Below are 12,394 nucleotides of genomic sequence, written 5' to 3' on the forward strand. Positions count from 1 at the left end.
ACCAAAGCCCCAGGTAAGTCAAACAGGGACTTGTGAGCACAAAAGTCAAAAAACACTTAAAGTATTTGATATGAAAGATCTGATTCATTACACCCCCATTCAATTTTCTGATCGAGTCGCTCTGTCATTTACTAAAGGCATGCGTTTTTTTGCTGACACCTTTTTTAAGAAACGCTATGGGCACCGAGCTGTTGTTTTAGAAACCGTCGCAGGAGTTCCGGGAATGGTTGCTGGTATGTGGACTCATTTAACAAGTTTACGTAGTATGAAGGTGGGCTATGGACCAAAGATTCGCACGCTTTTAGCAGAAGCGGAGAACGAAAGAATGCATTTAATGACTTTTATCGAGATTGCAAAGCCCAATATGTTTGAGCGCTATTTGGTCTTGATTACGCAAGCCATTTTCTGGAATTTCTTTTTCATTATTTATGTATTTTTCCCAAGAACCGCGCATCGCATAGTCGGCTATTTTGAGGAAGAGGCTGTCTACTCCTATACCGAATATTTAAAAGAAATTGATGAGGGGCGCACACCCAACGTTCCTGCCCCCAAGATTGCCATCGATTATTGGAAACTTGATGCCACTGCAACCTTGCGTGATGTTGTGATTGCTGTCCGAAATGATGAAGCCCATCATCGAGATACAAACCATCAATTTGCCAGTGACTATGACAGGTAATTTCATTTATTATGGAGAAGGTCGCACGCTCGAATCGTGCTGGGCAGGCCAATCACGCTTAAATCAAACTTTTAGGCCATATTTAATGAAAAAACTAATTCTGTTTAGTGTCGTATTCACTGCCGCAGTCCTTGCAGGCTGCAAAGGTGAGGATGCGGTAGCAAAATGCGTTCAAGCCAATATTAATTCTGATATTGATAGTGGGAAGCTCAAAAAGACAGACTCTGCGGCAATCAAACAATTTGAGTCAATGCATAGAGCAACTTGCATTGAAAATATGACGCCAAAGGCGTATTAAATATTCATTAAGCGCCTTAATGCACCACCAGCTCTTTGGTGCTTTATTTTCTGAAGCGGTCAGGAATCAATCCAATGAGGTTTAGGTTTTTCGTGGTGGGATGCGCCACCATAAAAAGACGAGCCAAAGGGTGCAGAGTAAATAAAGAGCAGTAAAAAATTCAAGGGGTAATTCCCAGAAAAGAATCTGACTTAAGTGGTGCATCCAAAATGAGTTTGGGGCTGCGGCACTTCTTAAAAAGGCCTCGAGGATTGTCAAAGGGCAGGTAATGTGAAAAATAGCCTCTAGGGCTATGAAAACCATGAGTCCAACGTGAATTTGGCGATAACGCCGCGACCTTACCCATGACCATTGATAGTGCGCGCCCAAGGGGATTAGCAACATACCAGTCACTAAAAAAGTAGCAATAGCAAAGTGAGCAAGCAGCACAAGGTCGGCTAATAAGGTCATGAAAAAGCATACACAATGGATTAGGCAATATCAAATATCGTTTTATCCAATTAACCTCATCGCACAGTTTATTACACAGTCTCGATTTAAGCGTGCAAACCATTGAAATATATACACATTCCAACAGCCAAATTCTCTTGATAATTATTGTGTCAGCTTATCTATTGCGCTTAATTGGCAAGATTTTGGATCAGATTACACCAATCGCTTAGTTATCTTAGTTTATAGTACAAAAAAAGCACCCGTTAGTAGCTGCTAACCCCTTTAATTGCAAGATCCCTATTAGAAATGGAAAGCAGATGGGTGATTACACCAAGATGTCGGCACATTACGACACGATTATGACATCAGGGTATTACGACTATAAGGCAATAGTTGATGGATTACTTAATCATCATCCTTTTGAGAATGTTTTAGAGATTGGGTGCGGCACGGGTTTAATTTTGGAGGAGATTGCTAAACGTGAACCAGCAGCTAATATCCGTGGCATAGACTTAACTCAATCGATGCTTGACATAGCACAAAAACGTTTAGAGCCTTACCCAAACATTCAGTTAAGTCAGCAAAATATTACTGAGTTAAGTCTTGAGCAGCAATATCGTTTGGCGTTTTCATATGGTGGCGTTTGGTATTTCGTGATTGATGGCGATAAAGAGCCATTTCTAGTTAGTCATATCTATGATGAGCAAGCAAATCATCTTGGGTTGGAAAGTTTAAGTAAATTTGTTCAGTCGGGTGGAAAATTGTTGCTAGGAATTCAAGGACCACACCATGATTATGAAAAGCCCATTTCTAATGGGATGATCTACTCACAAAAGATTGAACCTTTAGATCTAGGATTTACTAAGCACTATTATCTCGATGATAAAGATGATCGTGTCATGGCTCAAACGATTCACTACCGTACCTATAATTTTAGCGATGCTAAGAAATTACTATCGAGTTATGGTTTTGAGTATGAGGATCGGACAGAAAAGCATCAACATTTTCTTGAATTTAACCGTGTTTAGAGATGCCCATCAAGATGAATGATCCATTGATTGGTTTTATTGGTGTGGGTAATATGGGTAATCCCATGGCCGCTAATTTACTAAAAGCAGGTTATAGAGTCAGTGTGTTTGATCGTGAGCCTCACAAGGCAATTAATTTAGTATCCTTGGGCGCAAATCTTGCAGAAAATATTACGCAACTTGGTCAGCAATCGCAAGTGGTAATTTGTTCATTGCCAGGTCCATTGCAAGTCAAAGAGGTGATGTTTGGTAGTAGTGGGCTCATTAATGCAATGAAGCCAGGATCAACCATTATTGATACTTCGACGAGCTCGGTAGAGCTTGCACAAGAATTATCAAGCCTTCTAGAGCAAAAGAATGTGAGCTTTTTAGAAGCGCCAGTGACAAATGCTGTTGACTTTGCAGCACTTGGTAAGTTGTCCATTTTTGTTGCCGGCAAGCAATCAAATTTTGAACAGTGTAAGCCTATTTTTGAAGTGCTTGGTGAAAAAATATTTTATGTCGGTAAACCTGGTAATGGGGCTACGATTAAGTTGCTCACCAATCTCCTATGGTTTACACACGCTGCAGTGATCGGTGAGGCCTTAATGTTAGGTGCGAAGGCTGATATTCCACTAGATATTGTTGCTGAAGCAATTCAATCAAGCGCTGGTAATAGCTGGGTAGCTCAACATGACATCCCCTCTATTTTTGCAGGACACTATGACCCCAGTTTTTCTTTAGCGCTATGTTGTAAAGATTTAGATTTGGTCAATCAAATTGCGCAGTCTCAGGGCTTTACCCTGACTATGGGTCAATTTGTTCAAAGTCTCTTTGAGGAGGCTCAAAAAACTTATGGCGCATCTGCTGCTGAATTACATGTAGTCAAATTATTGGAAGATCGAGTTGGCACTTATTTGCGTCCTCACTTGCAAAATTCGCCCACATAATCCCCGCCAAGATCATGACGTTAAAAAATCAAGTCAAACTCATGCAAGAAGCTCACTTGCACATGCCACAAGGAGTTGCGGAAAACTATCGCTATTGGGGTGATGAGCAAACTGTATTTATATCTTCAGCCAAGGGTGCTCAGCTGACCGACTGTGATGGCAAAAAATATATTGATTTTCGTTTGGGATATGGCCCAATTATTTTGGGCTTTCGTGATGACCGGGTTGATCAAGCTGTCATTCGACAGATTCAGGAAGGCGGAACGCTGTCGGGTTTTTCTACATCACTTGATACAGAGGTGGCGAAGCAAATCAAAGCAATGTGCCCACAAATTGATAAGTTACGTTTTGCTAATTCTGGTACCGAAGCTGTGATGGGCGCAGTTAGAACAGCGCGTGGTTTTACCGGCAGGGATCGAATTGCTATTGTAGAAGGTAGTTTTCATGGCCTCGTTGATGAAATGATGTGGAAATCTGATATCGAGAATTGGAATTCTGGCGATCTTCTCCCGCCCAAAATTATTCCATTTGGGGCTGGTATTCCTGAGAATACGCGCGAGCTGGTTGATTTTATTGAACTCAATAATTTTGAATCTCTTGAGCAACTTTTTATGATGCGGAAAGATTCTTTAGCCTGTGTTTTATTGGAGCCAATTATTGGTAATGCTGGCAGTATTGCGGCCTGTAATTGCTGGTTACAAAGGTTGCGTGATCTATGCACCGAAAACGGTACGATCCTTATTATTGATGAAGTCAAAACAGGGTTTCGGGTAGCTAAGGGTGGCGCTCAATCTTTGTATGGGATTTATGCGGATTTGACAACGTATGCCAAGGCCATGGGCAATGGATATCCAGTGGCAGCTTTTGGTGGAAGATCCGAAGTAATGGCTGTGGTTGGTTCCCATGCTGGCGGTGTTGTGCATGGTGGAACCTATACTGCCAACCTAGTCAGTTTAAGTGCAGCGTATGCAACCTTAGATATTTTGGCAAATACCAATGCCCTCAAAACAGTGGATGAGGCGGGGCTGCAGATTCAAGCCTTATTAGGTCGTGTTTTTACTGCTGCTGGAATTGAACATGCGTTTGCTGGCCCTCCTGCAATGTTGGGAATTCATTTTTCGAGTGAAGTGCCTAATAATTATCGTCAGTGGCGAAAGGTCAACAACAACTTATATAAGAACTTTGCCTGGAAATTAATTGAGTATGGAGTGATGCTCGAGCCAGACTCTAGAGAGCCTTGGTTTATTTGCGAAGCACATAGTCAAATAGACTTTGCTTGGTTAGAGGATGTGGCTACAAAAGCAATTAAATCTGTTCTTTAAAAATGAACAGTCAATCTACCGATGTTATTGCACAGTTTATTACACAGTGCCGTTTTTACTCTGTAAGCCATTGAAATATACAGACTTTTTAACAGCCACGAATTCTTCTAAGTCGTAGGTCGCACTCTTGAATCGTGCTGGGAAGGCCAAAAATCCTGTAGCCCTCTAAAACTTGCAAAAAAGAGCTATCTCATTGATGGCGCTCCTTGCAGATTGTAAATATGTAGCCTGTAAGTGAAATACATGCCATCTCTCTTTGTAAATCTGTAGCGTTGTATTAACCTTAAATTTCTCGGCAACTTCAGCAAGTCTTAATGAGTCAGCAAGAAGTATTTCTTCGCTACCAACTTGTATCAGTAAGGGCGGAAATCCATTGAGATCCTGTGAAAGTGGACTGTGAAAAATATCTTTTGAGTCATATTCGTACCAATCAAAGGCCTGTTTCATTAACGCCATTGAAATCATTGGGTCAATCTCTTCACCAAGTTCAGTTATCGAGCTCCGAACCTCAAAATCTGTAACGGGAGATATCAAAAATATCTTATTAGGTAGCAAGAGCCCTAGCTTCTTTAGTTTGAGCGTGAGTGCTAGTGCAAGGCTACCTCCAGCTGAGTCTCCGCCAATGATGATTTGATTAGCAGTAAATCCAAGTTCTAATAATTTCAGGTAGCAATCTAATACATTAGAAAGACCCTCCGGGTATTTATATTCAGGCGCAAGCTTATAGTCTGGAGTCCATATCGAGTAGCCTGTAAGCATTGCAAGTCTAGTTGTAATCGATCTATGTGTTTTTGGGCTTCCGAGACAAAATGCACCGCCATGGATATATAAAATTACCTTATCGTTTTTTTTGTTAGGAGGGTTAAGAATTTCGACGCTGAAATTTTTCAATCCCAAAAATTCTCTTTTTACCCCTTTGATACCAAAGAGTAAAGGGGTGATCATCCCCAATATGAATCGTTGGGTTTTAACACTTTGAGGCGGACGGATCAATTTCTTGAAAACTAGCTTTATAAGTAACCTTAAACAAAAAGAGCTAATATTTTCAATGAGATTATTTGGAGGATTAATTTCCATAGAACAAAATTTTCATTTAATGACACATTAGCAGAAAGCATGTATTCATAATCCTATTCATGCGCCTAGTTTTTAACCTGAAAAATCTAGAGCTACTGAAATCTAGAACGCTTTAGGCATAGACCATAACTAGTCAAATACAAGGTTAGCCCATTAAATAAATGCCATAACCAATGCGAACCACCAATAGAGTCACATAAGGGCATATCAATTTGACGACTCAGTAGGGAGGCTGGAAAAACAATGACCGCCATCCATAAGAAACGAGCCGCTGACGGATTCGAGTATTGGGTCACCAAAGTAAATATTATTAACGCCAACCAAGCACCTAGGTACACGCCTGGGGGTAACCATGGTAGAGCGGGCTTCAAGTGACTTATTAATAATTGAGCTAAAACAATGCTGAGGATGAGCAGGAGAACAGACCCTAACTGAATCAATATCGAGTTTCTCGACCATTGCTTAGGGATCATAAATGCAAAAGCCACTAAATATAGAGCGATTGCCAAGACATCCAGTAGGCCGGTAAGGCGATTAGCAAAAGTATGAAAGCTAAAACTACCTAGGCCAATAAGGATTATCAAAATAGCCATCAGCTTGGAGCGGGAGGATCTTAGGCGCCACAGGAAAAATCCTGCCACGATGAATGATAGATTGCTAATGGCATTAATGGGCTCAGCCAAAAAACTTGCATCTAATCGCTCACAATAGATATCTACAGAATTGAACCAAGTATTCATACTGGTATCTTAATGGGGCATCAAGAGACTAATATAAAAATAAAGCTAATCAACAGTGCTAGAAGTATTCCAATGGCAACGATGCGAGTGAACTCCCCAATTCTGATCCATGCAGTTACGGGTTGCCTTGCGTGATAGGCATTACTGGCAAGCTCTCTTTGTTTGGTTCGCTCATGATGGCCCACTAACCAAGCATCATCTGCTCCAGCTAAAAATACTAGGGAATCATCTGTCTGGTAGTTAACAGATTCTTTGTATTTTATTAAGGTTAGCTGTGGAAGGCCTTGTAAAAGTAATAACTTATTTTCTTTTAGCCAGCCTTCGCATAATTTATTCGCAGCATTAGCCCTTTCACTGTGAGTTTGATTTTCTGACTCCAGTTGTGTCAGAAGCTTTTTACTTGATGCTTGGCCTTCTTTCATAGTAAGCCCCTTAAGACTAAGTGTCTTAGCTAGACTAATGATCTTTTAAGCAACGGGTACATATTTAAGACCCTACTTACCGAAGTGTCACTATCTAAATGTTGTTTTAAACAACATTACTTACAAATAAACTATGTTACCGTTAGACATGCTGAGCAATCTTAAAAATACCTTCAGTAGTGATTTATGCCAATCTATTCTTGAAACCATACTTTTGCAGGGCTACGATTCTATTCTTATCACCGATGCATCAAATAACCCCAAAATTACCTATGCTAACTCAGCGTTCACCCAACTGACCGGCTATAGCTCAGATGAAATTCTCGGGAAATCGCCAAAGATTCTCCAGGGCTCAAGTACCTCCCAAAAGGTTATTCAACGCTTACGGCAATGCCTCATTGATGTCACGGTCTTTGAAGGTGAGACCGTGAATTATAAAAAAGATGGCACGATTTTCATGATGAACTGGCGCATGATTCCAATTATTGACAATGGAGAATTAAAAGCCTGGTTAGCAATCCAACGCGAAAAAGTTGTCACATGGTTGCCAGATTAAAAAACTACATTATCTTTTCCAAGCTGTGAGTCATTGAAATAATTACATATTTCAGCAGCCACGAATGCTTCTAAGGCCAAGATCGCACGTTCGAATCGTGCTGGGCAGGTCAAAGATCCGTCTAGCCTATGAGATCTAGTCAAAATCCCCAATTTTATGGTGATTAGATGACCAAATTCTGATCAAGCTCACTCATTTTATCGAGCGCCATGGCAGGGCGCCGGCCGTTCTTTTAAAACTCATAGACATGTAGGATAAAACAACAAATTTATATGAATTTGCAATGGCACTTTAGCGACTTAAAACAGAGTTATTTTGATGCACAGCCGCATTTAAATCGTAAGTGATTGGTTTGATGGGTTAGCAATAATTTACATGGCACAAACTCTGAGTGTTTAATAATTTATTTATCTAAGGGGAATGTCATATTGGTTTTGTAGAATAAAACTATGCAATTAAAAGTAATCGACAGTTTTTTAGCTAAAACAGTTCTTGATGATGACGTAATCGGGCTCACGCCTTTAAAGGCAGGGCGATACCCAATCAAGGCGGTTGAAGATGAGCAATATGAAGTTGCCAAATCAAATGCGACAGTTTGCTATCTGACAAGTCATGAGCTTGAGCAAGTTATTAAATCTAAGGCTGCTGTCATCATCAATGAGTAATAATGATTTACTTTTTCTCGGTATGTTTCAGGCTACGGTCTTATAAGAGGTATTGATACATGTGTCGATGGATGGCCTACGCTGGAGAAAAGATTTATCTAGAAAATCTTCTTTTTTTGCAAAAGAATTCTCTGATCTCCCAAAGCCTCAAAGCTATAAAATCTAGCTTTACCACTAATGGTGATGGTTTTGGGGTGGCTTGGTATGGGGGTAAAAAAACTCCAGGCCTATTTAAGGATGTTTTACCTGCATGGAATGATGAAAACTTGAGACAGCTTAGTCAGCATGTCAAAAGTGGTCTATTTTTAGCTCACGTACGGGCTACTACAGGTACTAGCATCTCTCGAGCCAATTGCCACCCTTACACATATGGCAAATGGAGCTTTATGCATAATGGCCAAATTGGACATTGGCAATTGCTACGTCGTGACATTGAGTCCATGATTTCAAAGGATTATTATCATCACCGACTAGGCACCACAGATAGTGAGGCTCTTTTCTTGCTGGCTCTTTCTTATGGACTGGAGAAAGATCCTATAGGGGGTATCAAAAAGGCATTAGAGAAGGTCATCGCACTTTTAGAGGCTAACGGGGCAACTGAACCGCTGAGATTATCAGCAGCTCTCAGTGATGGTAAATCTATTTGGGCTTTTAGGTATTCAAGTGATCGGCAGTCACCATCCCTTTTTTATGGCACACCTGATTTACATAAAAAGCAAGCTCAGTCGAAGATAATTAACACGATTGCCTCTGAGCCATTTGACGATGACTCTGATCATTGGACATCGGTAGGGGAATCTAAAGTTGTTCTGTGGAAAAATAAGGCGGTTTCAATTAGTCCACTTTTCTAATGCGTCTAATAAAAACAAACATACAATTTCAAGCAAAATTTCTTTCTTTGATTCGTGTACCCATGATATTCATGAGTCTTCCAGTATTTTCTCAAAACACCCAACACGGAGTAAGAACGTTTAATTGGATTGATGCTATGAAGGAGATGCTATTAAGAGGGTTTCATACTATTCATTCTGGTAGCCCAGTTTTTAAGATTTTGTTCACCCTAATGGCGCTAATACTCAGCCCGTATTCTCGAGCAGATCAGAGTTCTTCCCCATACGACTTAAAAGTCAGCATTGATAGAGTGGGCGCTGGGTTTTCTATTGAAGCAAGTTATATTGCAAGTGTCAGTCAGTGTGAGGCATATACTTTTCTAACCGACTATGAGGATGTGAGGATGACGCCCGGTTTGATTGAGTCTAAAGTTAAAAAAAGAGAAGGTAATAAAGTCACCATAGAAAGATTGATTGAGGAGAGGGTGCTCCTTTTCCCTTTAAGGATGCATTCTGTTCTTGAGTACACAGAACAGCTAAATCAAGGCTTGAACTTTGTTCAAACTAAGGGTGATAGCAAGGTCTATTCGGGTAGTTGGCGTCTTAAAACAGGTGATAAGGGAGTTCAGGTGCGTTATCAAGCATTTTTAGAGCCCAACTCTTCTGTTCCTAAAGGCGTCATTGAGTATTTTATGAAAAATAATATGCAAAAGAGTTTTGAGAATATCGCTCAAGCAATGGATAAGAATCGCGACACCCTTAGTCTTGCCTGTAGGTAATATTAGCGGCATCGGCCAACATCTCAAGTAAGCTTTCTAAATAGGGGCTCACCCATACGAATAGCGTCTCCTTGTTTAAGATTCGCAAGTAACCGGTAGTTGCTTGGGGCAAAGACAATAATGGTTGAGCCATGTTGGAACCATCCTATTTCTTCGCCTCGGTTAAATTGAACATCGCATTCAATAGTATTGGGACCTTGGTATTTGAGATGTAAAAGAAGATTAAGACAGTGTAGCCGAATGCTAGCAACTAGAATTGCTGCAACTGGAACCATCGTCAAAGTAGCTCCTGTGCCTAACCCATTCTGATCGGTAAGTTCACACTCAAGAACCGCTCTTTCATTCTTGCAAAATAGTCGCTCCACTCTTTTTAGTGCAATAGGATTGACATTCCAGGTATCCCCAGAAATATAAGTCACTCTTTTCATGCGTATTGAGCTTGGTGAATGGAAGCGGTGATACATGCTAGAAGTGAGCCTGAGTGTTACATAGTCACAGCCTTCGTATTGCATGGCCAAAGAGGGAATAGGTATTAAATCTTTGATGGTGTACGGAAACCCCTTAGCCTGAAAAACTTCCCCATCCTTGACTTGGCCAAATGCACCCACTAATGCATCACAGGGGCTATTGAGGGTATTGGGATCTTGATGGATTGGTCTTGCATCAGGCTTCAGTTCACGCGTAAAACAGGCATGCATGCTTTTGAAGTGGGTATTTTTTGCTTCCGTTAGATCTAAGGCAGAGAAGAATTGCCAAATTTTGATAGAGGCATAAGCGATTACAGGGTTTTCGATTTGACTAAACCAGCCAATAAAGCGAGTCAGGCTATTTCGAGGAATACGGTTGGTTAATAGAAAATTTAAATCTTCCTGGGATAAGAGGTTTTGTATGGTTTTCTTGATTGACATATTTGTGTCAAATAAATGAAGTAAAAGTGTAATGAATATTAATGGGAGTATTAATGGAAAACCAACTTGCGTTAAGTATATTCGGTGCTGGCCTCGGTCTTTGGATTATTAAGAAGGTTTATACGAGACTGCAACTTTCTATGGCAAAACATCCTTCATTGGCTGGGCACTCTAGAATGGCCAAGCGGGTGGCTCGTTTAATTCCTCATTACTCATTTAATCAGAACGTCTTTTTTAAGGCTGATGGAGCTCCTGAGGAAATTGCGCTTTTGAGAGAGGCGGGCTTTATGCGTCTATCAAAAGCTTTCAAAGAGCGTTTTACAAAATCCGTTGAGCTCACTAATCAGGCAGCTGAAGTGATCTCGGATCTTCAATTTACAGGGAGATATCGTGTTCCCTTCCAATTTAGCGATCACGTTAGTAAGCATCTAAAGTCTGGTAGTTTCATGCAATCGTCCTCTGGCGTTTCAATGACAGATTTAGATGGAAATATATTTTATGATTTGACTGGTTCCTATGGCGTCAATGTTCTTGGGTACGATTTTTATAAAAAAGCGATTGAGGAGGGGGCAAAGCGAGTTTCTGACTTAGGCCCTGTCTTAGGCTTTTATCATCCCGTCGTTGCAGATAACGTCAAGCGTTTGAAAGAAGTTTCTGGGCATGATGAGATCTCTTTTCATATGTCAGGTACAGAAGCGGTGATGCAGGCAGTTCGTTTAGCCAGATATCACACTAAAAGGAGTCATGTTGTCAGGTTCTGTGGAGCCTATCATGGCTGGTGGGAGGATGTTCAACCAGGCATAGGCAATCCACTTCCTCCCCGCGAAACCTACACGCTTAAAGAGGTTGACCAGGATACGCTGCGCGTTCTTCGTAATAAAAAGAATATTGCTTGTGTGTTGGTAAATCCACTTCAGGCCTTACACCCTAATAAAGGTGCTCCAGGCGACTCATCCCTGTTGGATAGTTCACGTAAAGCATTTTTTGATCGTGAGGCTTATACAAAATGGCTTAAAGAACTGAGGCAGGTATGCAGTGATAAGGGAATTGTCTTAATTTTTGATGAGGTTTTTGTGGGCTTTCGTTTGGCACTAGGTGGCGCGCAAGAGTATTTTGGTGTTAAAGCTGACATGGTGACCTATGGCAAGACTCTAGGCGGTGGTTTACCAATCGGAGTCGTTTGTGGCAAAAAAGAGCTGATGATGCGATTTAAAGCAGATAAGCCAGCTGATATCTGTTTTGCCAGAGGCACCTTTAATTCTCATCCTTATGTGATGGGTGCTATGCAAGTTTTCTTGGAGAGTCTAGATACTGATCCGGTTAAAAAGATTTATTCCGACTTGGATATCGTTTGGGATCGTCGCGCAAACGATCTTAACGAGAGCCTTTTAACGCTTAACCTGCCTGTCAAGGTAGTGAATATGTCTAGTATTTGGACTATTTGCTATACGGAGCCATCCCGTTACAACTGGATGTTCCAGTATTACCTTAAGGAGCAGGGTTTGGCACTCAGTTGGATTGGTACTGGAAGATTTATTTTTAGTTTGAATTACAGTGATTCAGACATGGCTGTCGTTCAAGAAAAATTCATTCGCGCTGCACAAGCCATGAAGCAGGATGGTTGGTGGTGGAATGAAGGTGGCTTGACAAACAAGATCATCAAGCGACAAATTCTCAGAGAAATGATTTTTGGCCGAAAATCCTAAATCATTTCTCTGGCTAAGGCTTT

15 protein-coding genes are annotated in these 12,394 nt (G+C 40.9%); 10 read left to right on the top strand and 5 right to left on the bottom strand.

Annotated features, from left to right (window positions below; translation table 11 throughout):
* Positions 1-70: 70 nt before the first annotated feature.
* Together CL55_RS04405 and CL55_RS04410 are read left to right on the top strand one after the other, a co-directional pair.
* Positions 71-679: an alternative oxidase gene (locus CL55_RS04405; RefSeq protein ID WP_046330032.1), complete on the top strand. Its 609-nt coding sequence runs from the start codon at positions 71-73 to the stop codon at positions 677-679.
* An 85-nt stretch (positions 680-764) separates the two neighbouring features.
* Positions 765-977, top strand: a complete 213-nt coding sequence (locus CL55_RS04410) for a hypothetical protein (RefSeq protein ID WP_156156267.1) — start codon at positions 765-767, stop codon at positions 975-977.
* Positions 978-1,058: 81 nt separating this feature from the next.
* Here the strand turns inward: CL55_RS04410 and CL55_RS04415 are convergent, their stop codons facing one another.
* Positions 1,059-1,427 (bottom strand): DUF2784 domain-containing protein, encoded by a 369-nt coding sequence (locus CL55_RS04415; protein WP_046330034.1) that lies wholly within the window; start codon positions 1,425-1,427, stop codon positions 1,059-1,061.
* A gap of 299 nt (positions 1,428-1,726) precedes the next feature.
* Here CL55_RS04415 and CL55_RS04420 point away from each other — a divergent pair, with 299 nt between their 5' ends.
* The 3 genes from CL55_RS04420 to CL55_RS04430 are packed head-to-tail and all read left to right on the top strand — an operon-like array spanning position 1,727 to position 4,688.
* The gene (locus CL55_RS04420) at positions 1,727-2,437 is read left to right on the top strand and encodes a class I SAM-dependent methyltransferase (protein ID WP_046330035.1); all 711 of its coding nucleotides are present in this window, start codon (positions 1,727-1,729) and stop codon (positions 2,435-2,437) included.
* A gap of 14 nt (positions 2,438-2,451) precedes the next feature.
* Complete coding sequence (locus CL55_RS04425; protein ID WP_205621296.1) at positions 2,452-3,366, top strand: NAD(P)-dependent oxidoreductase; 915 nt, start codon at positions 2,452-2,454, stop codon at positions 3,364-3,366.
* A gap of 14 nt (positions 3,367-3,380) precedes the next feature.
* Entirely contained in the window at positions 3,381-4,688 is a 1,308-nt protein-coding gene (locus CL55_RS04430) for an aspartate aminotransferase family protein (RefSeq protein ID WP_046330037.1), read from the top strand.
* A gap of 165 nt (positions 4,689-4,853) precedes the next feature.
* Here CL55_RS04430 and CL55_RS04435 read toward each other — a convergent pair whose 3' ends face one another.
* From CL55_RS04435 to CL55_RS04445, 3 genes are all read right to left on the bottom strand, one after another.
* Positions 4,854-5,765 (bottom strand): alpha/beta hydrolase, encoded by a 912-nt coding sequence (locus CL55_RS04435; protein WP_052728756.1) that lies wholly within the window; start codon positions 5,763-5,765, stop codon positions 4,854-4,856.
* 92 nt (positions 5,766-5,857) lie between these two features.
* Positions 5,858-6,505: a ceramidase domain-containing protein gene (locus CL55_RS04440; protein WP_046330038.1), complete on the bottom strand. Its 648-nt coding sequence runs from the start codon at positions 6,503-6,505 to the stop codon at positions 5,858-5,860.
* A gap of 20 nt (positions 6,506-6,525) precedes the next feature.
* Complete coding sequence (locus CL55_RS04445) at positions 6,526-6,927, bottom strand: hypothetical protein (protein ID WP_046330039.1); 402 nt, start codon at positions 6,925-6,927, stop codon at positions 6,526-6,528.
* 133 nt (positions 6,928-7,060) lie between these two features.
* Between CL55_RS04445 and CL55_RS04450 the strand changes: the two genes are divergently transcribed.
* The 4 genes from CL55_RS04450 to CL55_RS04465 all read left to right on the top strand — a co-directional run bounded on the left by CL55_RS04450 (position 7,061) and on the right by CL55_RS04465 (position 9,757).
* On the top strand, positions 7,061-7,483 hold the full coding sequence (locus tag CL55_RS04450; protein ID WP_205621297.1) for a PAS domain-containing protein: 423 nt from the start codon (positions 7,061-7,063) through the stop codon (positions 7,481-7,483).
* A 449-nt stretch (positions 7,484-7,932) separates the two neighbouring features.
* Positions 7,933-8,148, top strand: coding sequence for a hypothetical protein (locus CL55_RS04455; RefSeq protein ID WP_046330041.1), 216 nt, complete (start codon positions 7,933-7,935; stop codon positions 8,146-8,148).
* A 116-nt stretch (positions 8,149-8,264) separates the two neighbouring features.
* Positions 8,265-8,999 (top strand): class II glutamine amidotransferase, encoded by a 735-nt coding sequence (locus CL55_RS04460; RefSeq protein WP_170216991.1) that lies wholly within the window; start codon positions 8,265-8,267, stop codon positions 8,997-8,999.
* Positions 8,999-9,757, top strand: coding sequence for an SRPBCC family protein (locus CL55_RS04465; protein ID WP_052728758.1), 759 nt, complete (start codon positions 8,999-9,001; stop codon positions 9,755-9,757). Before CL55_RS04460 ends, CL55_RS04465 begins: the two co-directional genes overlap by 1 nt.
* 23 nt (positions 9,758-9,780) lie before the next feature.
* Here CL55_RS04465 and asd read toward each other — a convergent pair whose 3' ends face one another.
* Positions 9,781-10,665 (bottom strand): archaetidylserine decarboxylase, encoded by an 885-nt coding sequence (gene asd, locus CL55_RS04470; RefSeq protein ID WP_046330043.1) that lies wholly within the window; start codon positions 10,663-10,665, stop codon positions 9,781-9,783.
* A 53-nt stretch (positions 10,666-10,718) separates the two neighbouring features.
* Here asd and CL55_RS04475 point away from each other — a divergent pair, with 53 nt between their 5' ends.
* Positions 10,719-12,371 (top strand): aminotransferase class III-fold pyridoxal phosphate-dependent enzyme, encoded by a 1,653-nt coding sequence (locus CL55_RS04475; protein WP_046330044.1) that lies wholly within the window; start codon positions 10,719-10,721, stop codon positions 12,369-12,371.
* Positions 12,372-12,394: the final 23 nt, after the last annotated feature.

Origin of the sequence: Polynucleobacter duraquae, assembly GCF_000973625.1 — a bacterium.
Taxonomy (GTDB): Bacteria; Pseudomonadota; Gammaproteobacteria; order Burkholderiales; family Burkholderiaceae; genus Polynucleobacter; species Polynucleobacter duraquae.

Excerpts from the sequence above, each read along its gene's own strand:
- CL55_RS04405 (WP_046330032.1), top strand. The coding sequence starts at position 71 with ATGAAAGATCTGATTCATTACACCCCCATTCAATTTTCTGATCGAGTC.
- CL55_RS04410 (WP_156156267.1), top strand. The coding sequence starts at position 765 with ATGAAAAAACTAATTCTGTTTAGTGTCGTATTCACTGCCGCAGTCCTT.
- CL55_RS04415 (WP_046330034.1), bottom strand. The coding sequence starts at position 1,427 with ATGACCTTATTAGCCGACCTTGTGCTGCTTGCTCACTTTGCTATTGCT.
- CL55_RS04420 (WP_046330035.1), top strand. The coding sequence starts at position 1,727 with ATGGGTGATTACACCAAGATGTCGGCACATTACGACACGATTATGACA.
- CL55_RS04425 (WP_205621296.1), top strand. The coding sequence starts at position 2,452 with ATGAATGATCCATTGATTGGTTTTATTGGTGTGGGTAATATGGGTAAT.
- CL55_RS04430 (WP_046330037.1), top strand. The coding sequence starts at position 3,381 with ATGACGTTAAAAAATCAAGTCAAACTCATGCAAGAAGCTCACTTGCAC.
- CL55_RS04435 (WP_052728756.1), bottom strand. The coding sequence starts at position 5,765 with ATGGAAATTAATCCTCCAAATAATCTCATTGAAAATATTAGCTCTTTT.
- CL55_RS04440 (WP_046330038.1), bottom strand. The coding sequence starts at position 6,505 with ATGAATACTTGGTTCAATTCTGTAGATATCTATTGTGAGCGATTAGAT.
- CL55_RS04445 (WP_046330039.1), bottom strand. The coding sequence starts at position 6,927 with ATGAAAGAAGGCCAAGCATCAAGTAAAAAGCTTCTGACACAACTGGAG.
- CL55_RS04450 (WP_205621297.1), top strand. The coding sequence starts at position 7,061 with ATGTTACCGTTAGACATGCTGAGCAATCTTAAAAATACCTTCAGTAGT.
- CL55_RS04455 (WP_046330041.1), top strand. The coding sequence starts at position 7,933 with ATGCAATTAAAAGTAATCGACAGTTTTTTAGCTAAAACAGTTCTTGAT.
- CL55_RS04465 (WP_052728758.1), top strand. The coding sequence starts at position 8,999 with ATGCGTCTAATAAAAACAAACATACAATTTCAAGCAAAATTTCTTTCT.
- asd (WP_046330043.1), bottom strand. The coding sequence starts at position 10,665 with ATGTCAATCAAGAAAACCATACAAAACCTCTTATCCCAGGAAGATTTA.
- CL55_RS04475 (WP_046330044.1), top strand. The coding sequence starts at position 10,719 with ATGGAAAACCAACTTGCGTTAAGTATATTCGGTGCTGGCCTCGGTCTT.